Origin of the sequence: Rossellomorea aquimaris (genome assembly GCF_003315075.1) — a bacterium.
GTDB lineage: Bacteria > Bacillota > Bacilli > Bacillales > Bacillaceae_B > Rossellomorea > Rossellomorea aquimaris_C.
This window is the reverse complement of record NZ_QNRJ01000006.1, coordinates 216,499-237,442: the sequence shown is the minus strand read 5'-3', so window position 1 is coordinate 237,442 and position 20,944 is coordinate 216,499. Positions and strand designations below refer to the sequence as shown.

Here is a 20,944-nt window from a genome sequence, read left to right as displayed (position 1 = left end):
AAGTACTGAGAATATAGGAAAATACAATTGAGGGGGTGTATAGTTGGAAAATTTCACTGAAATGCTAAAAGGGGTACTTGAGGGTTGTGTGCTAGAAATCATCAGCCGCGGTGAAACGTATGGCTATGAAATCACGCAACAGCTGAGAGAGCTTGGCTTCACGGATGTGGTTGAAGGCACAGTGTATACGATCACCATGCGCCTTGAGAAAAACAATCTGGTGAACATCGAAAAAAAGCGATCTACCGTGGGGCCGCCGAGAAAATTCTACACACTTAACGAAGCAGGTCATGAGAAACTCGAAATCTTCTGGGGAAAATGGGATTTCGTCTCAAGCAAAATGAACGAACTCAAAACGAAAGAAATCAAAAGGAGAGGGTAAAATGAAATTTATTGAAAAAATCACCGGAAGTTTGGCCGACAAGCGGGAATGGAGAGCAATGGAGGCTCGCGCGAAGACACTTCCAAGTGAGTACCTCCATGCTTACAAAGCGATCCAAAAATATATGTGGACCGCTGGGGGTATCACCGACTGGAAGGACACAAGCCGTATCTTTAATGGTATTCTCGACCTGTTCGAAGAAGGTGCAGCGGAAGGCAAGAAAGTCACTGACCTCACGGGTGAGGACGTAGCTGCTTTCTGTGATGAACTGGTAAAGGACTCGGAAACATGGAATGACAAGCATCGCGCTAAGTTGAACGATGCGATTGGCCGTGGAGAAAAGTAAATTCAATAGATCATACCGACTGAATAGCTGCTTGAAAATGTGGTATTTACACCTTCACTATTCGGTTATTTTTTTATCCCGGTAGTAAGTATTACAGAATATCAGTCTGACTGAGTACTGGAGAAACTAGCGCCTTTTATAGGGGGGGGAAATGGAAAGGATCTGAAAGCAAGCTTCCAGATCCTTTTTTGCCTAGAGGAAAATTCCAAAAAAATATTATGAGAAATTTTGAAATTCGCTAATTTTACCTTTAAAGGCGTTACGGTGAACGGTATCATACTCTATAGAGAATGAAATTAACATTGGAGAGTGTATGTATGCTACCAATAAAAAAAGTTTATGGATACGTCACTAGAGTACTAGATGAAAAGACACAAGTATTGGTATTTCGGCACAAGGGTATTCCTGAGGCTGGTATTCAAATACCTAAAGGTACAGTAAAAGAGAATGAAGACACGTATAAGGCAGTAATTAGAGAAATCAAAGAGGAAACTGGAATTCAAGGGATGGAAGTGGAAAAATTGATTTCAGAAGACTACTGGAAAAATGATGATGGTGCTATACATAATAGGTATTTTTATAAAATAGTTTGTAATGAAATTGCTGATGAATGGGAGCATAACCCTACAGGTGGAGGTGAAGAAAAAGAACTTACCTTTCAATTTTTTTGGGTATCAACTGACGAAGAAACTGAACTAATAAGAGGTCACGCAGACTATATGAAGTTTATTTTTAATTAATAAGATATTAAGGAACTCTTATTCAAATAAGGATATGATTGCTTTACAGAAGTCATAATCATTTCAATTAGTACTCAGGAATTACGTTCGTTTGTAAGCCGGGTTAAGTCTCATTAATGAAATACAAGGAAAAACCTTAATGGAAAGAGGTTATCTCAAGTGGGGGGAGAATCATGAAGAATGCACTACTGGTGATAGATGTCCAAAATGGGATGTTTCAAGAAGGGCATGTTGTGTCGAAAGGAGAAAGATTAATAGAAACTTTAAAAGATTTAATCGAAAAAGCACGCTCTACCGAGACACCCATTCTTTATATACAACATAATGCGCCTGCTGGTAAACCCTTGGAATATGGCACAAAGGGATGGGAGATTCATCCTGCCATTACTCCAAACACAGAAGATGTCATCATTCAAAAAACGACTCCGGATTCATTTTTTCATACTTCATTAGATGATGAACTGAAAAAACTAGGGATTGAACATTTAGTCATTGCAGGAATTCAAACAGAAGCGTGTGTTGATACAACCTGTAGAAGAGCCTTTAGTATGGAATATAAGGTCACTTTAGCTTCAGATGCACACAGCACCTGGGATTCACAGGACATTACTGCCCAACAAATTATAAACCATCATAATGGAGTATTACGTTGGTTTGCAGATGTTTACCCGAGTAAAGAAATTACGTTTGATTGATTGTGAATCTAAGTACTTACACTATTGGGAGTATTGGGTTAATGATAACATTAAGCTTTCAACGAGATGCCAAATTTTGAAAGCTTACTTATTAGTTTCTAATGAAAAGGAGGCTTTAGGAATGGGCGTTAAGAATTATCTGATTGAAGGTGTATCCTGCACTGGCAAAACCACTGTCTGTAATGAATTGCAGCGTCGCGGCTATCAAGCTATTCATGGTGACCGGGAACTAGCCTATCAGGGCGATCCGGAAACTGGTGAACAGACCGACACCGCCTCCCATGAGAACCATATATGGGATGTAGATAAAGTAAAAGCGTTGATCGATAGTGAGGAGGAGCCGTTAACTTTTTTCTGCGGTGGCTCTCGTAACTTCTCGAAATTCATCGGTTTATTTGACGGTGTATTTGTTCTAGAAGTCGATATGGAAACATTAAACCGCCGCCTGGACGCGCGACCTGATAATGAATTTGGCGAGAAGAAATCGGAACGGGAGCTCATCTTTCGTTTGCACGAAACGAAAGAAGACATTCCGAGAAACGGAAGGATCATTGACGCAACTGCACCAATTGAGCAAGTAGTCGATGCGATCGTCCGTCAAAGCATATAGTTGTATTAATCGTGTAAATGGGGGTTAATCATTGAGTTTTATGAGTGAATTTGAAATAATTGGTATTGTGAAGACATCATACTTGAGGGTGATCTTATAGTGTGAGGGAGACAAGCATTAATTATAGTTGATGGCTACTTTGAATGATGAATTTGCCACAATACTGGCCACAGAGGAATTAATAACTGAGTTTAGTAGAAACCCCTAATATGATACTGTTGGTCATCGGTGCAGATCAGCATCTCCGGTTAAAGCCTTTCTGCATTTATCGAGGCAGGTTTGCTAAAAATGCATTCATACATAGTGAATACAAACAAATTTCTAACAATTCAATACAAGCTATTGAAAGTTTCACGAAACTAGGAGGAAATTATTCTAGAACTGGCGGAGGAAATCAGATAAAAAAGGGGTGGGGAAATGGCAGGTAGTCAATCACAATCAGTCAGAATAAGTGGAGCTTCATTAACTGAGACTGAAGATGAAAAAGACATTTATCTTATTGAGAACGGAAGAGAAACAAAGGTTGGTTCTACTACTGAAAAGGTAAAGTTTGTTCGTATCAATGGCCGAGAAGCTATTGAGAGAGTCCAAAAATTGAATTCAGACATTTTAGGCAACAGAAAAGGCATTACAATCATTGAAAAGGCAACGTTTAGACCCGTTTCATTTACTGATTACTTAAATGGTAGTCAACATGTCAAAGCCGAATATGGTGATGAAGGAGTACATATCACGAATAAAGATACAGAAAAAACATTCGAATTAATCGGAAACTACTTTGACACATTTTCTGTCGAGCTTATATTGCGGGTGCTTCCTTTAAAGGCGGGTTACTCTCTGCAATTGGATGGTTTCAATGCAACACTTGAGTCAAAAGTCGATATTCATATTCAAGTAGTAGAATTAGAGCGTGTCAAAAGAGGGGTAGAAGATTTTGTTGAAGCTTGGAAGGTGAAAACGTATTTTGGAGAGACCCTTCAATATTATTGGATTGATTCTGCCAGCAAGGAGCTGCTGAAACAGTCTTCTCAGATTGGAGATGGACTTGTCTTGGAATTTCGTAGAGGATAAACGACAGAGGTGAATGAAATTGAAAAGAAAGATCCAGCCAACACCAAACACTATAAAAGAATGGATACAAACGTATGTACCGGATAAAGATCTCTTTTTCCTCCCAGAGACTAAACTTGCTAGTTTTAAAGAATATGTAAGCAATGTCTTGGTCATTCCTCACGAAGAGTTTATGAACCATTCATCTTATAAACAGATACAACTTGTGAACAGTTATGAGTATTGGAATCTATCAAAGGACGTGGCCTATGTACTGGTGACACCTCCAGGCTGGGTGAATCATCTTCCTGTTGAGAAGAAAATCGACCTTTTTCGCATTCAAATAGAAGCGGGCAGGGGGTTGATTCATCCAATCTCTGACTACACTGTAGGCACATCATCCCTCAGTGGAAATATGATAAAAGTGAAGGATGAGGAGTATCTAGTCCTCCATAAAGCGATGTGGGATGAACTCTCTTATCACAGTAAGGAAGAAATAATGAAAGATATTGCACAACAATGGGAGGATTGGATTTGCTACGATTATCCGATCAAAACACCTCCACACTTAATTAAGTTTGCCAACACCTTTCCCTCCAGAGCAGGTAGTAATTGTTTATCAGCCACTCTGTTCGCCATCACTCAACAAGAATGGATCATACATGAATGGGTCCATCCTCAAACGTTTCTTCAACGTTTAGAACTTGAAGAATATCATGTCACCTCTCAAGATTTGAGGGCGGGCGATGTGGTGACGTGGGAAGATTCAGACGGGATCATCCAACACGCATCTTACTGCATAGACGACCACTTCTTCTTTAACAAACGCGGACAAACCTTTTTTAACGCTTGGAGTATAGTGCATCTTGATGATCTAAAAGGAGATTGGGGTCGTTTAAGTATGAAGAGTTTTCGGAAGGCATTCTGAAATATTTCATATGAGATTATCGATTAATGGAGCATCAGCTGTATAACCAGGTGCTCCCGGGTGATTCTTTTTCCAGCAGTTCACTTTCTAATAGTATAAAATTATTTTTTTCTATAAGGGAGGTAAGGGTAAACAGTTGGAAATTATAAATAGCGTACAAGAGGTACTATCTAGTGGACTTGCTTTTGTTGTTTATATTGCCATACCAGCGTTTATTATTATTAAAGCTATTAGAAGAAAGAAACTCCCTAATAATCATTACACTCCTGTAGACGATATTTTAGACGGTAAAGTGAAAGGTCTGGAAGAAGATAGTGATAGAACTGATAACAGTTGACAAAGACATTAGTAGTAGAGAGAAATGAAGTGCATTCACAGTAAATCTTAGTATTGTAGAATTTAATTAGGAATTTGAAGAGGAAGGTATATAGAAAGCGAACTACTTGATATACCAGTAAAAAGGAGAGAAGGATATGAGTAATTCATTCATTGAACAAGTGCATTATATTAGAATTCCAGTAAAGAATTTAGAACGGTCTGCACATTGGTACAGAGATGTATTAGGTCTTCAGTTAGTAAACTTAACGGAGGAACTTGCGGTGATAAAAGTAAATGAAGGACCTTTCTTACTGATCCTAATCCCAACAGAAGACGTAACTTTTGCCCATTTTACCATTAACCAAGAACAAGAATTCAGCATTGGCTTTACAAGTCCGGAGCTGGCTAAATTTCATCAACACTTACTGGATCATCAGGTTAAGGTCGATGATATTAAAGAAGATAACGGTCATGCCTTTTTCCACTTTTATGATCTAGATGGCAATATGCTGCAAGCCCACTGGTAATATGGAATACAGCAAGTCGATTTCCGAACGTAGCGGAAATCGGCTTTTTTTGATTGAAATTTGAAAATACGGTTGACTATTCAGTTGAACTGTAATAAATTATTATTAAGCTGAACTATATAGTTGAACTGAATAAAAGGGTGAGAACATGAAACATAAATTATTGCCGTTGTCTGAAACCATGCATTACATTTTATTAGCTCTGCGTGAGCCACTCCACGGCTATGCTGCCATGCAGAAGATTGAAGAAATGAGTAATGGGACCGTTCTGTTAGCGGCCGGGACATTATACGGTGCGATTGAAAACTTGAATAAACACGGGTGGATTGAACCTGTTGGACATTCAGGCCGGAGAAAAATTTACAGTATAACTTCAGAAGGAAGCGCTATTTTGAAAATGGAGCAAGAAAGGCTCTTGCATCTTTTATCCTTGTATGAAGGAAGTGAAGCGAATGAAGAAGTTTAAATTTTTCATAAGTATTGAAAAAGAAGAGCATTGGCTGAACGAGCAATTACAAAAAGGCTATCTCTGCACAAACATTAGTGGGCTGGGAATATACACCTTCGAAAAAACAGACAAGAGATTTGTGATGCGACTGGACTATCAAGATTATTTATCCAAGAAAAAGTTCGAGGAATACAAAGGGATCTATGAGGATTTCGGTTGGAACTACCTGAAGGGGTACTGGCTGAGTGGAATACGGTATTGGCAAAAAGAAAATGATGGCCAGAATGAAATCTTCTCTGACCGAGAGTCAAAGAGTCATTATTATAAACGAATCATGGGCTATTCCTTTTGGTTTGGTATGATTTTTCTGATTTATTCTTTTAGCTACTACAGGGATCCGGGATTATACCATGAAGGTCTTTGGAGTATGGAGAGTGCATTATTTTGGAAAGCATTCTTATTTGAAACTCCATTTGTCCTTTTGAAATTGTTTCCGGCCTTTATGGTAGTTTTATTGGCCGGGAGTTATTATAAGGCTTATCGAAAGTATTCAATATTGAAAGAGCAATAGAGGGAAGGGGGCTTATCCAGAATAGGGTAAGTCCCTTTTATCTGAAATTCCCCTTGAGTATTCTGGTTTATTTTGGAATAATTGGTATTAAGTCTATAAAAGGCCGTTTTGTAGTTAGAATTAAGATGGAGCATGGTGAAAAGTGTTTTTCATTTTTCAGTAGGAAAGCACTGGTAATGTGAATCATTCTTGTCGAAATTCTTAATCCTTGAAAGGGATTGTTAGTAGGGAGGGAATGAAACCTATGAATGCTCACAAACAAGATAAAAACCAACGGATGCGAATGGCGCAAAGCTTATACAGAAAGAAGAAACATAATGAAAGAAAATTTAAAGATAGCAAAGTATGGACCGTTTTTATTGTTATTGCTATTGTATTTTCACTGTTCTTTCTCATTGTAAGTGAGCTGTATTTTATGGATAGTGGTGTCCCCGTGCCTGGGTTCTTCCGGAAGATAGCAGAAGATCTTAATAATTAATTTTTGAAGGATAACAAGAGCAAAATAATCAACAACGAACTTCTACTATAAAGGTGTTTAATCATGCGAAAATGTGATACATGTCAAACTCCTTTTAGTTAGAATAGAAAGAAAAAACCAGCACAATAATATTGAGCTGGTTTTACCAAGCATCTTTACTGCTCTAATTCCCAATGTGGATTCCAAACTACTTCCCATAAATGTCCGTCTAAATCCAGGAAGTGACCAGAATATCCTCCCCAAAATGTATCCTTCGCTGGATCAGTGATTGTTGCCCCGGCTGTTTCAGCCTCCCGCATCACCTGATCCACTTCCGCTCTACTGCTTACATTATGTCCGATTGTGAATTCAGAAGGACTCCTGGGAGAGAGGGGGACATTGGCTTCTTTCGCTAAACTTTTTCGTTCCCAGATGGCGAGTTTGACTCCATTTTGCAGATCGAAGAAAGCCACGGCGCCATTCTCAAATTCCTTCCCAACTATCCCTTCAGTTGGAAGATGTAGACCGTTTTGATAAAATTCCAGTGATTTTTCCAGATCATCTACTCCGAGAGTTAATACGGTAATTCTTGGTTTCATTGTTCGTTCCTCCTTGTTTATTGCTTCCTTTAAATCAAAAAGGAAGCACAGAACCGTCTCCGTGCTTCAAAGGAATTGAACCTTAACGATTTAAATCCTTCTTGGAAAATCCTTTAAAATGGACCCTGTGATTGACCAAGATACAGCTATGCGAGAAACTCGAGAACCCGCTTGATCACAAGCTTCGTCGCGTCAGCATCGTAAGAAGGCATACTGCTATCGGTAAAGAGGTGTTCCTTGCCCTCGTATAGAAAAAGTTCAGCGTGATTGGTCGATGCCACAAGTTCACGGGCCGCGTTGATATCACCGTCTTCTACAAAGAAAGGATCTTCACTCATGGCATGAATTTGCACAGGCAAGTCGTCAGGCCACTGAGATTCGAACTCCGAGGTCGAGAGGCAGGCATGAAAAAACAGTGCGCCTCTTGCGCCTTCACGAGTTTGAGAGAGCTGCTGTGCTGCGGGGACACCGAGTGAAAAACCAGCATAAACGACATCACGTGGAAGGTCGCCGGCTGCCCGAACGCCACGCGCCGTCACTTCTTTAAACCCGATTTCCTTAACAAATCCTAAACCTTCTTCCAATGAGGAAAATATGCGGCCTTCAAATAAATCTGGCACATGCACAGTATGCCCCGCATCTCTCAGTTGATCGGCGATTGCTTCAATCCCCTTTGTTCTGCCTAAAACATGGTGTAACAACAAAACTTCTGCCATCATGTTCCCCCCCAATTTAGTGAATTTCATACGTCTCATGTCTCATGTATAAGTTTCGACAAAAAACCTGTTTGACCTGCCAGAGCAGATTTAGGTATTGTTATTAATTTTTATTAATAACAATAAAATTATTTTAAAAATTAATAAATATTTATTGTAAAACAATAAATATTATATTAAAATCAATAACAGAATAAATTATCCACCTTGGAAGCAATTTGTAAGGCTTTAGAGTGTCAGCTTGGATATTTTGGAATACAAAAATGACGAAGACAGTTAAACAGTTTGGAGGTAATTATTAATTATTAGGGGAGGTATTACGATGGAATTTAACAACGTGATTATTGAAAACATGACCAATCCTCATGAACTGGAGAGAATATATAGAAAAGACCCAAAAGCTTTTAAAAATTCCTTCTTACAGGCATGGGAACACAATCCTGATTCTCAGGTCCTTGGCGTTTGGTATGAAAGATTGAATTATAAAGAGGCAGCAAATACAGAAAAATCTTCCAAGGTTCAAAAAGATTTTATATTCATGGGCATTTTAGCCATTATGGCAGGGATATTGACCAGGATCATTTTTCATTTTGTCGAACAGGAAGTGATTGCTCCAATTAACCTCGCCTTTGGTATCATTCCTTTTATTGCTACCTATTTTGTTTACAAAAATACCCCGAAAAAAAGTGTTGTTTATTCCCTTGTAGGGTTGTTCCTGATTTCCGGGGTTTATCTTAATATGCTGCCTTTAAATGATAAAGACAGTATTATCCTTACTTATTTACACATGCCCATATTCTTATGGATCGTGTTAGGGATTGCATTTACAGGAAATGAGTATTCAAAAGGTAGTACTAGATTAGCCTATATCAAATTTAATTTGGAATTTAGTATTCTCTACGCCAGCATGGCTGTGAGTGGAATGGTACTGGCGGCATTAACCATGCAGTTATTCAGCTTTATCGGCTTGCAAATAGAGGAATTTTATTTTAGCAATGTCGTTTTATTTGGTGCTTCCTCTCTCGCTATTGTGGCTGCCTACCTGGTATCAATGAACCTTAAACTTGCTAAGAATATTACACCCTATCTAGCTAAAATTTTTAGCCCTCTTGTCCTGATCACATTGTTGGTCTATCTTATTGCGGTTATATGGCTCGGAAAAAATCCATTCTTGGACCGTAATTTCCTGATAGCCTTCAACGGAATACTCCTTGGTGTATTGGTCGTTACCATATTTTCCATTACCGAAAGCGACTCAGATGAGAAAAAAACCATTTCAGACTATATAAATTTTGCCCTGATTGTTCTTGCCCTTATCATTGACAGTGTGGCATTGTCAGCCATCGTGTTCAGACTTTCTTCTTATGGGATTACTCCAAACAGACTTGCTGTTTTAGGTGTAAACATCCTTATCTGGGCAAATCTAATTTGGATTATGTTCTCCTATATGCGTTTTCTACAAAACAAATCCGGACCTTCAACCATCCAAGATTCCGTTACTAAGTATTTGCCGGTCTACGGACTTTGGGCGGCTTTCGTAATATTTACTTTTCCTTTACTTTTTAATTAGAAAATACGATAAGGCAGGTTAATTGAAGATAAAGAACATTGGGAAGAGCTTATACCCCCAATGTTCTTTTTGTTATCTAGATAGGGAACTTTCATCATTTTTTTCGACCATTTACTTGAGTAACCCGTTTGAATTTGAAATAATTGGTATTAAGTTAAAGGGTCAGAGTAGAGCTGAAGAGAAAGGGCGAAAAACATGAGTGAGCAAGGTCAATCTTTGAAACAACTTATTAAACTAGAAGACGGATTAAGATTAGTTTATCAAGAACCCAAAGAATACATACGGTACTATTCCATTTATCATGGACAAAAAAATGCAGATTCCTATTTTAGAAGGTCCTCTGAGTCGTTAATAGAAGTCGCATCCATTTTTGACTGCGGATATTTCATCATGGATGGCGATACCATTATTGGCGGTGCATTTCTAAAACCTAATTTCATGTCGGATTTATTTGTTGTGCCACCCTATAAGGATTATGAAGGGTTGGTCCAGAAGCTATTAAACTATGTTAAAAAGATATCGACTACTGAAGATAAAATCATTGTAAGAGAAGTGGTAGAAGAAGATGTGGCAGCGTATAAACAACTAGGATGCAAGATTCATGAAGTGAATGTATGGATGATCCGTCCGACGGAACCAATGAAGGCCATTCTCCCTGAAGGGTATAGTTCAAGGGCTGTTTCACGTGGAGATGCGAATGATATCGCATGTTTACTCATGAAAGCCTATAGAGCCAATCCGGCGTATAAGCAAATCGGAACGAAAGAGGATTATCTTCTCCACGTAAACGAATTTATCAATCAACATAAACATAATAAAATCATGGATGAGTGTTCAAGAGTTGTGATCGATCATCGCACTAACAACATTGTGGGTGTCTGTCTGCACATGGAATTTGAAGACTATCCTCTTATCATGAGTTTAGTCGTGGACCCTGATCACCAACAGAGGGGGCTTGGACGATATTTGTTAACCCATTCGATCCATTCTTCGAGTGCAGGGTATCCGGCTACCCGCTTATCTGTCATTAAGGATAATTCAGCGATTAAACTTTATGAAGATCTTGGGTTTCTTAGAAGTAAATCGATCATTGATATGCATTTAGCATGTGTAAAGGAGTAGAAGCTATGTTGAAGAAGCCAGAAACAAACGAATATCCCCCATATTATAAGGAATATGTAAACAATGTCCCAGATGGAGACCTGCTCCAGATTCTTGATGATCAACAAAAGAAAACCAAGAAACTGTTGAAAGACTTAAGTGAGGAAACGGCAGAATTTAAGTATGCTCCGGGAAAATGGACCATCAAGGAAGTCATCGGCCACATAACCGATACGGAGCGCATTATGTGCTACCGCCTTCTCAGTATCGGCAGGGGAGAACAGGAAATGCTTCCTGGATATAATGATGATGAGTATGTGAAAAGAGGGCAGTTCAATCGCTTTTCATTATCGGACCTTTTACATCATCAAGCTCTTGTCCGCCAACACACCATTCTTCTTCTAAGCAGCATGGATGAAGAATCGTTGCGCCGGCGTGGAAACGCAAACGGTTCAGAAGTGACAGCCCGTGCGATTGCGTACATTATTGCCGGGCATGAAAATCATCATCGAAGGTTGATTAAGGAGCGGTATTTGAGTTCTGAACGTTAAACAATAAAACAGAATCACATTATTCAGGATTGATTTAGGGTATGAGGGGGAGCATATCTTTGAGGAAAATCAGTATCATACTAGGTGTGGTCATTTTCATCGTCCTATTGGCAAATATCTCGGATATAATAGCTCACGCAAAACTGTATATGTTTGAACAGAATAAAAACGTTACAACTGAAACAAAAGTGGTAACGTTCCGTGACATATTCGAGACTTTGTATGAGCAAAGAGAAGTGGCCAGAGAATTAGAGGACTCAATTCTCTATTCATTGATTGGGGATGAAGTGAGAAGAGGGGCTGATGAGGCTTACGTATACGAGGTGTTATTAGCCATAACAAACAAATCCAATCATTAAAAATTAGACTTCCCATCACCTCGTACAAAGATGATGATCTTTTTAATTAACTGAAAGAGGTATATACGTGACACAACCTTTACTTGGTAACAGTCGAAAGATAATACGAAAGGGGGTAGATTTTCATGTGGTGGAAGTATTATGGAGATGCAGTAATTGCTGTATCAGTCCTGGCTGCCATTTTGATTTTGAGTTTTATTCATTTCTTCATGGCCAAAAATAAAAGAGGATTCATTATCCCCTTATCCATATCAACAATAGGTTATATATCCTTTGTAATAGGAATTGTCTTTATCAGAGGATTTGAAGGATTGGGATTTATGGTCTATGGAGTAATCATAATGGGGATTGGTCTCTTATATTACCTGGGAGTCGGAGTTTATAGGAAGATTAGATACCAATAAGGAAGAATGCAGAAGGTGAATATATGAGTCTATTAAAAGGAAAAAAGGTCCTGTTTACTTGTCGGATTTAAGTTAGAGCATACAGATGATCATGAGTACTTGTTCGAAAGGGCAAAGCTTAGAATGAGGACTTCCAAAGCGGAATTGGTGGTTGCTAATAAAACAGGTTCGCTCTATGGTGAAGAATCAGAACATTTTATTGTTTCTACATTTCAATTACCAATAAAGTATAGTAGTAAAAAAGAGACAGCTGAGGGATTAATACATTTGCTTGCAGATCATATAAGTTTTCGTTAGAAGTATAAGAGTTTTACTCAAATAAAGTTCTATATCTTATTTGGGGCTGCTCTAAATCAACTTATTTCATAAGTATAGAAATTCATCAAGCCAAGGCGGGCAGGTACGTTGGTACAATAAATAGCATGACCCAACCTGCCCGCCCCGTGGTTTTCTCTCGAATCTGAAATGAAACTCCTGAATCTTTCTTCATTCATTTTTCTCCTCATAATTATCCTGCTTCTTCGAAAGCTGTGTCTTCTATTAGAAGTATAAAATACTTAAACGGTGCTTCATGAATCGGCTCAAACAGATGTTGCAGAGGTTCTAAAGGAAGAGATTATAACAAACAGCAATAGATAATGATCTGCAGCTGTACCGTTTCAAATGGATTAAAACGAAAGTTAACAGAATAATTGAAACTATTCTCTTTTGGCTCCCGTCTAATAGGTAGTAGTGTTTAAGAAAAAATACCCAATAAATCTAAATTAACGATACAGACAAAACAGAGTGGGGGAGAAAGTATGTGGCAACAAAAGCTGATCCAAACAGATCGAGGGGATTTCGAAATCTTTGAGGCGGGACATGGGGAACCATTATGTGTGACTCATCTATATAGCGAGTTTAACAAGCGAGGCTACCATTTCGCTGACCGGTTTGTGGAAGATTTTAAAGTGTACCTGGTCAACTTGAAAGAAACGGGGAAATCCACTGAGATTCAAGATGAGGAAGAGCTAAGTATGAGTGAAACCAGCAAGGATCTGGAATCCATCCGATCAGCTTTAGGATATGACAGCTGGAACTTTGCCGGCCATTCCACAGGTGGAATGTTAGGGCTGGTTTATGCTGCTGGTCATCCCGATTCTCTAAATCGATTAATTGTAGGTGGGGCTTCAGCTACAAATGAGTATGTGAACGATCAGGAAAGTATTTATTGTGATGAAAATCCTAATAACAATCGATTGAAAGAGGTATTTTCCATCCTGAAATCCGATGATGCAACAAAAGAAGAACGGGTACAAGCAGGCAGGGAATGGACGAAAATGTCGTTGAATGACCCAAGCAGATTTGATGAATACTTTTCTAAGCCAAGCAGTGGAAAAGTGGTTCAAAAACGTTTAGAGTATTATGCTTCTAACGAACTGCCAACGTATGATATCAGAGAGGACATTTCGAAAATTAATACCCCGACCATCGTTTTTTGTGGAAAACACGACTCTCAATGCCCATTTGTATATTCAGAAGAGATTTTCAATCTTGTTCCCAATTCAACATTTTATATCTTTGAAAATAGTAACCATTCACCTCATTTAGAAGAACAAGAAAAGTTCAGCGGGATGGTGAAAGACTCTTTTCATTTGGTCTGAAGGGAATAAATCTAAAGGACAAAGGAGCTTCAAACTACTGAAGCTCCTTTGTCCTTTTATCATGCGGCTAGAGAACAAACTTCCAATACGCGAAACAGATAAACGTACATATCCACGAAACAAATCCAAAGGCGGTCACAATGGTCGTTTCACCCCATCCATATTTTAACCCGTAATGATAATGAATCGGAGTCATTCTGAAGATTCGCTTACCCCTCGATTTAAATGAAGCCACCTGTAGAATGACCGAAAGTTGTTCAGCAAAGTAGATAAAGAATAGGAGGGGAATGAGAATCTCCACTTTTTCAATAACGGCAAGAAATGAAAGGGAGCCCCCTATCGCCAATGATCCTGTATCCCCCATAAAAGCCCGGGCAGGAAAGATATTATAGATGAGAAAGCCGAGCAAGCATCCGATCATGACTAAACAAAAAAGCTGGACCTCACTACTGTCCGAAATCATAAAAAAGAAAAAATAGGTAGGGATCGCGACCACTCCTAATAGACCGTCCAAGCCGTCAGTAAAATTAATCGCATTGGCAGAGGCCACGACGAATAAGGTAATTACGATGAGATATAAGGCCATTGGAAGATCAATAGAGAAATCTTGATAGATACCGATGGTCGTATCAATCCCTTGTGCATTCATCAGGTAGTAAAGCAGGGTACCGGTAAATAGAAATTGGAAGATAAGCTTCGTTCTACTTGATACACCGCCGGGATCTTGACGTGACGCTTTCCAAAAATCATCCAAAAAGCCAATGAAGCTGAAAAGAATGTAGGTAATGGCCAAGAAAAACATCAGGGGCGTAGGTGAAAAAAATAAGGATACGATGATTCCGATAAAGAGAATGATTCCAAACATTAACGGTGTACCCTTTTTTATTTGATGATTGGAAGGAAGCTCTTTTCGTATCGGCTGCAGGAGATTTAATCTTCTTAAGAGAGCAATGAATTGTGGAGATAGGACTGAGACTAGTATAAAAGCAATGACTGCTGGTATGAGTTGATCGATCATTTCGTATCTTCTCCTTTTATAAACTTTCTATTAGATATGTTCTATGCAGAGGATGGATTTCCTTTAATCATTTTGTCATTTACAGAGATTTGTAAATGGATGCATTTCGTAGGGTCGTTGGGTTCAGCAGCTGAATAAACTAATCAACCATGTAAAGAAAAACAGGTGCTTATCCCCAAGAGGACAAGCACCTGTTTCATTCTATTTTACTTTCATCTACTGAGCCACTTTCTCCTCACCTTCCAACTGCTGAGCACGCTCGCGCTTCGACTTCCTGAAATACAGCAATTCATAAAACACAGGAACGACCACAAGCGTCAGAACCGTGGCACCGGCAAGACCGCCGATGACGACAACAGCAAGGGATTTCGATACGAGACTTCCGTCTTCTGTGTGACCGAAGAGAAGCGGAAGCATGGCACAGATCGTGGCGATGGCCGTCATGACGACTGGACGAAGGCGAGTGCCGCATGCTTCTAAAATCGCGTCACGAATGATCATCGTTTCCTCATTCTGCTTCACGCGGTCAATCAGGACGATGGCGTTCGTCACAACAATACCAATCAGCATCAATGCTCCGATAAGCGCCGTTGCGTCTGCAGGGACCCTAGCAATCAGCAGTCCGAGGACGGCGCCGATTGAGGCGAGTGGAAGCGTGATCAGAATCGCGAGTGGTGCTTTCAACGTTTTAAAGGTCAGGACCATGATCAGATAGACGATCATGATGGAAGCAAGCATCGTCATGCCAAGGTCCTTGAAGTCGTCGGCCTGCTGGGCAGCGGCGCCGCCGGTATCCAGGGAAACCCCTTTTGGTAGGTCGATATCCTTGATTTCGGTACCGATATTCTTCGAAATGACCGAAAGCTCTTCAGGTTTTACCTCTGCCGTAATTCGAACATATAAATCACCATCTTTATGCAGGACGGTACTTGGTTTTTCTTCTTCCGTGATGGATGCCACTTCCGCAAGAGGCTGGATGCCTGAGTTTGTGGCAATCGTCAAGTCTTTCAAATCTGACGTTGATTCAGGATTGAGGCCTGCGTCCAGGAATACAGGTGTCGTTACATCATCCAGATTGATGGCTCCGATCGGCTGCGGATTCAATAAGGAACGGATTTGCATGGCGGTTTGCTGTGCATTTGCTTTCTCCGTGTTGACGTTCACTGTGAAGACAGGTGACGTTTTCTCCTGGTTGCTTGAGACTTTCTTCGCTCCGTCTACATCTTTGATCTTATCCATGATGGTTTTGGATGTAGTCAGAAGTTCATTGGTGTCATTTCCGACGACATCATAGGTGATGCTTGAGTTGGATGAGCCTCCGAAGATGGACGATGGTGAAGCTGTAATCGTCACACCTTTTTCATCCTTCTTCGTTTCATTCACTTCTTCGATGAAGGATTCTGCATCGGATCCTTCTTTCATGATGACGGTATACACCGCTGTGTTTGGATCACTCACGGCTCCGTATTCGGCGTTTTCTTCACTTGCACCGTACTGAGAGATCAGGTAATCGTATCCTTCAAAACTTGATAATGTATCTTCGAATTTCATCGTGCGGTCTTTGATTGTCTCTTCTGGTGTATCACTCGGGAACTCCATGGTGACAGCAACAAAAGAGGCGTCATTTGCACTCGTAGCAGCTTTCGGTAACGTGATATAAAGAGCGGTGGATCCCCCGAATACAAGAATGGCCAACAGGATGGGAATCCATTTGTGATTGAGTGACCAACGCAGCACATTCACATAGCGGTGCGGCGTGTTGTGTTTTGGCAAGGTTGTATTTTTCAACATTCCTCGGCTTAATAATGGCACGACCGTAACGGCTACAAGCAGTGATGCGAGCAATGAATACGTAACAGTCAAACCGAACGGAAGCAGGAATGCTTTCAACGATCCGTTGACGAGTCCCATCGGCAGGAATACAGCCACTGTGATGAGAGTGGAAGACGTAATCGCACGGGAAACTTCCTTTGTCGCGAGCAGTACATTCTGTTTGGTCAGTTTTTCATTTTGGCTTCGCCTGAAAATATTCTCGACGACAACGATGCTGTCATCAACGAGTCGACCGACCGCTACTGCGACTCCTCCCAATGTAAGGATGTTCAAGGTGACTCCGGATAACCAGAGCAGGAATAGCGTGATACAGAGCGATAATGGAATGGAAACGACGGTGATCAGGGTTGGCTTGAATTTTCTTAGGAATAAGAGAATGACAAGCGTTGCGAAAAGAGCACCCAGTGCCACTTCGCGAACCATGCTGTTCACTGAGTTCTCCACCATATCACCAGTAGTAAACAGTGCCGTTGCTTCTACACCGTCATAGTCCTTATTGATTTGATCGACTGTTTCTTTAACATCGTCTCCGGCGGTAACGGCACTGGCATCGCTCTCTTTAAAGAGGACGAATGCCAAGGCTTCTTTCCCGTTGACACGGGTGATGGTGTTTTCGGGTTTCACTTTTTCAATGGTGGCGATGTCTTTCAATTGAACGACAGGAGCATTCGGGACTTGTAAAGGTACCGGCAAGTTCTTCAACGCATCGACGGAAGTCAGATTGTCCGTGACGTTGATGGTACTCTTCTGACCGTCAATCGTCGTGCTCCCGGCAGAGGCGGAAACATCCTGACCTTGCAACACGCCCATCACTGCGTTGACCGGGATATGTAACTTTTCCAGTTTGTCATGATCAAGATTGATTTGGACCCGTGGGCTGTTTTCTCCAGCAATGCTTACCTGAGACAGGGAGCCCTTATTTTCAAAGAGCGGCTTGAACTCATCATTGACGAGGTCAAGGTTCTTTTTGGTCAAGCCGTCATCAAATGTCACCGAGACTTGACTAATCGGAATCATGGACGTATTCAACTGAGAGATTTGCGGTTGCCCGAATCCATCAGGAAGCTGGATTCCTTTGATCGCTTCTTCGACCTTGTTTTTGGCTTCCTTCATATCACTTTTTGAATCAAAGTTGATGGTCACCTGGGAATATCCTTCCCCGGTCGTGGACAGAATCGATGTTTTTCCTGAAATCGATGTCACAGCCTGTTCCACAGGCTCTGTGATGTTCGTTGTCATGGAGCCGGCGTCATACCCCTGACCCAGGGTGACGACTGTCACTTGCGGATTATCCGCTTCAGGCAGGAATTCCATAGGCAGACGGAAATAACTGATGATGCCGAGAAGCAATGTAATGATGATAAATAGTGTCATGGCTGCCTTATTGCGGAATACCCAATTGGTTAAAGCTTGCATGTGTTTCCCCCCTAATACTGATTTGTCTTTTAACCTTCTTTTTAAAGATACTGTAATACGAACGGCATCACAGCCACCTCTAGGCTAATATTAGCCTAGGTCTTGAGGTGGATTTCGTCTTGTCACAAAATTCATTTTACGGTAGAGCAGTCCGTGTTATTCTTAAAAACTTGTAAAATTTCATGTAAGGACCTGCTCTGTGTAAAAATATTCCTGTCACAATATAGTATTATATGAATGGTAATAAGTGGGAATAGCGAATTTTTATGTAGATAAAAGATTTACAAATCGATTGTTTATTGGGAGAGTTTTTGGAATAATTGGAATTTAATGGATTGAAGGAAAGGAACAATAATCATGACACAATCACTCATTTTTGATATGGATGGAACACTCTTTCAAACAGATAAAATACTAGAAACTTCTCTGGATGATACCTTTGAACGGTTACGAACACAAAATCAGTGGGATGCTGAAACGCCGATTGAAAAATACCGGGAGATCATGGGTGTGCCTTTGCCAAAGGTATGGGAAACATTACTTCCCGACCATTCTCTAGAAGATAGAGAACAGACCGATGTTTATTTTCTAGAGAGGTTAATTCAAAATATAAGGAAGGGAAAAGGTGCCCTATATCCTCATGTTCAGGAGGTATTCAGCCATTTAAAAGGAAATGGATTCAGCATATACATAGCCAGTAACGGATTAATAGAATACTTAAACGCCATTGTCGGTTATTATGGCTTGGATGAATGGGTGTCAGGGGTATTCAGTATTCAGCATATTGAATCTATGAATAAATCAGATTTGGTCCGGCATATTGTTGATACATACGAGATTTCGAGAGGAGCAGTCGTAGGGGACCGGCTATCGGATATCCATGCGGCAAAGGACAATGGTCTGGTGGCAGTTGGATGCCGTTTTGATTTTGCCCAGGAAGAGGAGCTTGCTAAGGCTGATATGATCATTGAGGATTTATTGGAATTAAAAAAACTATTTCCTGCAAAAGCACAAAAAATATAATTGGGAAAGGGGGGTCTCTATGCAAATTAGGAATGTCAGAAGTTCTGATTATGGTGTCATTTCCCCATTGATTAACGAATGGTGGGGTGGAAGACAGATGTCGGATATGCTACCTAAGTTATTCTTCGTACATTTTAAAGATACTAGTTTTATAGCTGAACATGATGGAGAGATAGTGGGCTTTTTAATTGGATTCCTGTCTCAGTCGGATGAGAATTCAGCATATATCCACTTTGTCGGGGTTAATCCTGAATACCGGAAAAGACAGATTGGGAAGCGACTGTATGAGGAGTTCTTCATGTCGGTTCAAATGCATAATAGAGGTGTAGTCCGTGCTGTCACTTCCCCGGTCAATAAGGGTTCGATCGCTTATCATACTAAGATGGGGTTTGAAGTGGAACAAGGCGATAAAGATGTGGATGGAGTATCGGTATTTTCCAATTATGATGGACTGAATCAAGATAGAATCTTGTTTGTAAAAATGATCGAATGAATGTGTAAGGGAGGTGTCAATGTGATTCAGAATAGAGCGGTCCATATCCTGAATGGAACAGAGATGTACAAACACTTCAATACGACAAAGTTTCTTGAAACAGAATGCATGGGGAAGGTCAGATTGAATTGAGACAAGTATTTTAGGCGCAGGAGCAAATTAACAAATGTCTAACATTCTATTAAAAAATACGCGTACTGAAAAAAACGACCGAAGATGATGGTTCGGCATGACGAAATCTTTGTAGTCATAAAATGATAATGAGACCGGGCAAAGAGAGTAAAAGGACCACGTTTAAATGGTCCTTTTACTTAAGAATAGTTAAGAGTGTACGATGATTTCAGTTTCAAGTTTGTCCAGCCAGTTATGCACTAGAGAATTGAATACATCGACTTGCTCGATTTGTACATTATGACCCGCCATATCAAGCACAGCAAACGTTGCCCTTGGATAATACTCTATCAGTTGCCAGGCATCCTGATATCCGACTACATGGTCTTGCCGCCCAGTTACAATTAATGTTGGATAGTCAAGCTTCTCTGAAAGTTCGAAGGTGAAGCCATATCCATTCTCTCGGATCATGTTTACGAATTCAGCATTCGTTTGGCTCGAAGGAAGCAGTATGTCGTCCCGGAACCTCTCCCATTCCGTTTTACCTAGAACGACTCCCATGGAGGAAAATGCATCCGCTTCCTCTGAAGAGAGATCTGATAGCAGGCTCGGATCCTTTTTCAAAACGACCTGCTCCGGTAGTTCTCTTTTGTCAGAATCCGGTATGATCATGGGTGCCAGAAGCATTAAGCCGCAAATCTTGTCATGTCGTGCCTCTACGATTCCCCTTGCCACGTATCCCCCATAGGAATACCCGCACACGATGAACGGTTGATCGGGGATCAGCTCATCCAGCAGCCCAACAACGGCTTCTAACATATCATCCGAGTTCTTAATGGATGGTTGAGGTTCGGAAAGCCCCATTCCCGGCAGGTCTATGTATATCCTTTTCCAACCGCTTCTGTTCTCGAAATTCGGTTCCATTGCATGCAGCATCGCCTGGTGGTCAAGCGTCCACCCATGAATCATCACAATGGGAAAACCTTCTCCGATGACTTTATGGTGAATAGACATGTATTTTCCCCCTCTTGTTTA

25 protein-coding genes and 1 pseudogene are annotated in these 20,944 nt (G+C 40.5%); 21 read left to right on the top strand and 5 right to left on the bottom strand.

The annotated features are described in order from the left end of the window. Positions 1-43: 43 nt before the first annotated feature. The 12 genes from DET59_RS10645 to DET59_RS10585 all read left to right on the top strand — a co-directional run bounded on the left by DET59_RS10645 (position 44) and on the right by DET59_RS10585 (position 7,093). Positions 44-382: a PadR family transcriptional regulator gene (locus tag DET59_RS10645; RefSeq protein ID WP_113969650.1), complete on the top strand. Its 339-nt coding sequence runs from the start codon at positions 44-46 to the stop codon at positions 380-382. A 1-nt stretch (position 383) separates the two neighbouring features. Next, the gene (locus DET59_RS10640; protein WP_113969649.1) at positions 384-728 is read left to right on the top strand and encodes a DUF1048 domain-containing protein; all 345 of its coding nucleotides are present in this window, start codon (positions 384-386) and stop codon (positions 726-728) included. A gap of 317 nt (positions 729-1,045) precedes the next feature. After that, positions 1,046-1,468, top strand: a complete 423-nt coding sequence (locus DET59_RS10635; protein ID WP_113969648.1) for an NUDIX hydrolase — start codon at positions 1,046-1,048, stop codon at positions 1,466-1,468. A 173-nt stretch (positions 1,469-1,641) separates the two neighbouring features. Further along, positions 1,642-2,163: a cysteine hydrolase family protein gene (locus DET59_RS10630; protein ID WP_181778117.1), complete on the top strand. Its 522-nt coding sequence runs from the start codon at positions 1,642-1,644 to the stop codon at positions 2,161-2,163. A 121-nt stretch (positions 2,164-2,284) separates the two neighbouring features. After that, positions 2,285-2,773: an AAA family ATPase gene (locus tag DET59_RS10625; protein WP_113969646.1), complete on the top strand. Its 489-nt coding sequence runs from the start codon at positions 2,285-2,287 to the stop codon at positions 2,771-2,773. Positions 2,774-3,190: 417 nt separating this feature from the next. Further along, on the top strand, positions 3,191-3,844 hold the full coding sequence (locus DET59_RS10615; protein WP_113969644.1) for a DUF3108 domain-containing protein: 654 nt from the start codon (positions 3,191-3,193) through the stop codon (positions 3,842-3,844). Between the two features lie 19 nt (positions 3,845-3,863). Then, positions 3,864-4,751, top strand: coding sequence for a hypothetical protein (locus DET59_RS10610; RefSeq protein ID WP_113969643.1), 888 nt, complete (start codon positions 3,864-3,866; stop codon positions 4,749-4,751). A gap of 136 nt (positions 4,752-4,887) precedes the next feature. Continuing rightward, positions 4,888-5,088, top strand: a complete 201-nt coding sequence (locus DET59_RS10605; RefSeq protein ID WP_113969642.1) for a hypothetical protein — start codon at positions 4,888-4,890, stop codon at positions 5,086-5,088. Positions 5,089-5,224: 136 nt separating this feature from the next. Further along, complete coding sequence (locus tag DET59_RS10600; protein ID WP_113969641.1) at positions 5,225-5,596, top strand: VOC family protein; 372 nt, start codon at positions 5,225-5,227, stop codon at positions 5,594-5,596. A gap of 148 nt (positions 5,597-5,744) precedes the next feature. Then, positions 5,745-6,062, top strand: a complete 318-nt coding sequence (locus tag DET59_RS10595) for a PadR family transcriptional regulator (protein WP_113969640.1) — start codon at positions 5,745-5,747, stop codon at positions 6,060-6,062. Continuing rightward, complete coding sequence (locus DET59_RS10590; RefSeq protein WP_113969639.1) at positions 6,049-6,615, top strand: DUF2812 domain-containing protein; 567 nt, start codon at positions 6,049-6,051, stop codon at positions 6,613-6,615. Before DET59_RS10595 ends, DET59_RS10590 begins: the two co-directional genes overlap by 14 nt. 244 nt (positions 6,616-6,859) lie before the next feature. Next, positions 6,860-7,093 (top strand): hypothetical protein, encoded by a 234-nt coding sequence (locus DET59_RS10585; RefSeq protein WP_113969638.1) that lies wholly within the window; start codon positions 6,860-6,862, stop codon positions 7,091-7,093. A gap of 155 nt (positions 7,094-7,248) precedes the next feature. On the opposite strand, the gene DET59_RS10580 is transcribed toward DET59_RS10585, so the two are convergent. Both DET59_RS10580 and DET59_RS10575 read right to left on the bottom strand, forming a co-directional pair. Beyond that, positions 7,249-7,671: a VOC family protein gene (locus DET59_RS10580; protein ID WP_113969637.1), complete on the bottom strand. Its 423-nt coding sequence runs from the start codon at positions 7,669-7,671 to the stop codon at positions 7,249-7,251. Between the two features lie 146 nt (positions 7,672-7,817). Beyond that, a complete protein-coding gene (locus DET59_RS10575; RefSeq protein ID WP_113969636.1) occupies positions 7,818-8,387 on the bottom strand; it encodes a dienelactone hydrolase family protein in 570 nt (189 codons plus the stop codon). Positions 8,388-8,582: 195 nt separating this feature from the next. Between DET59_RS10575 and DET59_RS22245 the strand changes: the two are divergent. The 7 genes and pseudogenes from DET59_RS22245 to DET59_RS10540 all read left to right on the top strand — a co-directional run. Beyond that, positions 8,583-8,667 (top strand): annotated as a pseudogene (locus tag DET59_RS22245) (helix-turn-helix domain-containing protein); the annotation flags it as partial. A 42-nt stretch (positions 8,668-8,709) separates the two neighbouring features. Continuing rightward, a complete protein-coding gene (locus tag DET59_RS10565; RefSeq protein WP_113969635.1) occupies positions 8,710-9,957 on the top strand; it encodes a DUF4153 domain-containing protein in 1,248 nt (415 codons plus the stop codon). Between the two features lie 195 nt (positions 9,958-10,152). Next, positions 10,153-11,079 carry a GNAT family N-acetyltransferase gene (locus DET59_RS10560; protein ID WP_113969634.1) on the top strand — a complete coding sequence of 309 codons (927 nt, stop codon included), beginning with the start codon at positions 10,153-10,155 and terminating at the stop codon, positions 11,077-11,079. A 5-nt stretch (positions 11,080-11,084) separates the two neighbouring features. Then, the gene (locus DET59_RS10555; protein ID WP_113969633.1) at positions 11,085-11,609 is read left to right on the top strand and encodes a DinB family protein; all 525 of its coding nucleotides are present in this window, start codon (positions 11,085-11,087) and stop codon (positions 11,607-11,609) included. Between the two features lie 59 nt (positions 11,610-11,668). Then, the gene (locus DET59_RS10550; RefSeq protein ID WP_113969632.1) at positions 11,669-11,968 is read left to right on the top strand and encodes a hypothetical protein; all 300 of its coding nucleotides are present in this window, start codon (positions 11,669-11,671) and stop codon (positions 11,966-11,968) included. 125 nt (positions 11,969-12,093) lie between these two features. Further along, positions 12,094-12,372 (top strand): hypothetical protein, encoded by a 279-nt coding sequence (locus DET59_RS10545; RefSeq protein ID WP_113969631.1) that lies wholly within the window; start codon positions 12,094-12,096, stop codon positions 12,370-12,372. A gap of 800 nt (positions 12,373-13,172) precedes the next feature. After that, entirely contained in the window at positions 13,173-14,015 is an 843-nt protein-coding gene (locus DET59_RS10540) for an alpha/beta fold hydrolase (RefSeq protein ID WP_113969630.1), read from the top strand. 67 nt (positions 14,016-14,082) lie between these two features. On the opposite strand, the gene mraY is transcribed toward DET59_RS10540, so the two are convergent. Continuing rightward, positions 14,083-15,033: a phospho-N-acetylmuramoyl-pentapeptide-transferase gene (mraY, locus tag DET59_RS10535; protein ID WP_113969629.1), complete on the bottom strand. Its 951-nt coding sequence runs from the start codon at positions 15,031-15,033 to the stop codon at positions 14,083-14,085. 216 nt (positions 15,034-15,249) lie between these two features. Continuing rightward, positions 15,250-18,282: an efflux RND transporter permease subunit gene (locus DET59_RS10530; protein WP_113969628.1), complete on the bottom strand. Its 3,033-nt coding sequence runs from the start codon at positions 18,280-18,282 to the stop codon at positions 15,250-15,252. A 357-nt stretch (positions 18,283-18,639) separates the two neighbouring features. Between DET59_RS10530 and DET59_RS10525 the strand changes: the two genes are divergently transcribed. Both DET59_RS10525 and DET59_RS10520 read left to right on the top strand, forming a co-directional pair. Continuing rightward, entirely contained in the window at positions 18,640-19,305 is a 666-nt protein-coding gene (locus tag DET59_RS10525) for an HAD family hydrolase (protein WP_113969627.1), read from the top strand. Positions 19,306-19,324: 19 nt separating this feature from the next. Beyond that, the gene (locus DET59_RS10520) at positions 19,325-19,798 is read left to right on the top strand and encodes a GNAT family N-acetyltransferase (RefSeq protein WP_113969626.1); all 474 of its coding nucleotides are present in this window, start codon (positions 19,325-19,327) and stop codon (positions 19,796-19,798) included. Between the two features lie 321 nt (positions 19,799-20,119). On the opposite strand, the gene DET59_RS10515 is transcribed toward DET59_RS10520, so the two are convergent. Next, positions 20,120-20,923: an alpha/beta fold hydrolase gene (locus DET59_RS10515; RefSeq protein ID WP_113969625.1), complete on the bottom strand. Its 804-nt coding sequence runs from the start codon at positions 20,921-20,923 to the stop codon at positions 20,120-20,122. Positions 20,924-20,944: the final 21 nt, after the last annotated feature.

Bases quoted from the DNA above. Each gene is read 5' to 3' on its own strand.
- DET59_RS10640 (WP_113969649.1), top strand. From the start codon at position 384: ATGAAATTTATTGAAAAAATCACCGGAAGTTTGGCCGACAAGCGGGAA.
- DET59_RS10635 (WP_113969648.1), top strand. From the start codon at position 1,046: ATGCTACCAATAAAAAAAGTTTATGGATACGTCACTAGAGTACTAGAT.
- DET59_RS10630 (WP_181778117.1), top strand. From the start codon at position 1,642: ATGAAGAATGCACTACTGGTGATAGATGTCCAAAATGGGATGTTTCAA.
- DET59_RS10625 (WP_113969646.1), top strand. From the start codon at position 2,285: ATGGGCGTTAAGAATTATCTGATTGAAGGTGTATCCTGCACTGGCAAA.
- DET59_RS10615 (WP_113969644.1), top strand. From the start codon at position 3,191: ATGGCAGGTAGTCAATCACAATCAGTCAGAATAAGTGGAGCTTCATTA.
- DET59_RS10600 (WP_113969641.1), top strand. From the start codon at position 5,225: ATGAGTAATTCATTCATTGAACAAGTGCATTATATTAGAATTCCAGTA.
- DET59_RS10595 (WP_113969640.1), top strand. From the start codon at position 5,745: ATGAAACATAAATTATTGCCGTTGTCTGAAACCATGCATTACATTTTA.
- DET59_RS10590 (WP_113969639.1), top strand. From the start codon at position 6,049: ATGAAGAAGTTTAAATTTTTCATAAGTATTGAAAAAGAAGAGCATTGG.
- DET59_RS10585 (WP_113969638.1), top strand. From the start codon at position 6,860: ATGAATGCTCACAAACAAGATAAAAACCAACGGATGCGAATGGCGCAA.
- DET59_RS10580 (WP_113969637.1), bottom strand. From the start codon at position 7,671: ATGAAACCAAGAATTACCGTATTAACTCTCGGAGTAGATGATCTGGAA.
- DET59_RS10575 (WP_113969636.1), bottom strand. From the start codon at position 8,387: ATGGCAGAAGTTTTGTTGTTACACCATGTTTTAGGCAGAACAAAGGGG.
- DET59_RS10565 (WP_113969635.1), top strand. From the start codon at position 8,710: ATGGAATTTAACAACGTGATTATTGAAAACATGACCAATCCTCATGAA.
- DET59_RS10560 (WP_113969634.1), top strand. From the start codon at position 10,153: ATGAGTGAGCAAGGTCAATCTTTGAAACAACTTATTAAACTAGAAGAC.
- DET59_RS10555 (WP_113969633.1), top strand. From the start codon at position 11,085: ATGTTGAAGAAGCCAGAAACAAACGAATATCCCCCATATTATAAGGAA.
- DET59_RS10545 (WP_113969631.1), top strand. From the start codon at position 12,094: ATGTGGTGGAAGTATTATGGAGATGCAGTAATTGCTGTATCAGTCCTG.
- DET59_RS10540 (WP_113969630.1), top strand. From the start codon at position 13,173: ATGTGGCAACAAAAGCTGATCCAAACAGATCGAGGGGATTTCGAAATC.
- mraY (WP_113969629.1), bottom strand. From the start codon at position 15,033: ATGATCGATCAACTCATACCAGCAGTCATTGCTTTTATACTAGTCTCA.
- DET59_RS10530 (WP_113969628.1), bottom strand. From the start codon at position 18,282: ATGCAAGCTTTAACCAATTGGGTATTCCGCAATAAGGCAGCCATGACA.
- DET59_RS10525 (WP_113969627.1), top strand. From the start codon at position 18,640: ATGACACAATCACTCATTTTTGATATGGATGGAACACTCTTTCAAACA.
- DET59_RS10520 (WP_113969626.1), top strand. From the start codon at position 19,325: ATGCAAATTAGGAATGTCAGAAGTTCTGATTATGGTGTCATTTCCCCA.
- DET59_RS10515 (WP_113969625.1), bottom strand. From the start codon at position 20,923: ATGTCTATTCACCATAAAGTCATCGGAGAAGGTTTTCCCATTGTGATG.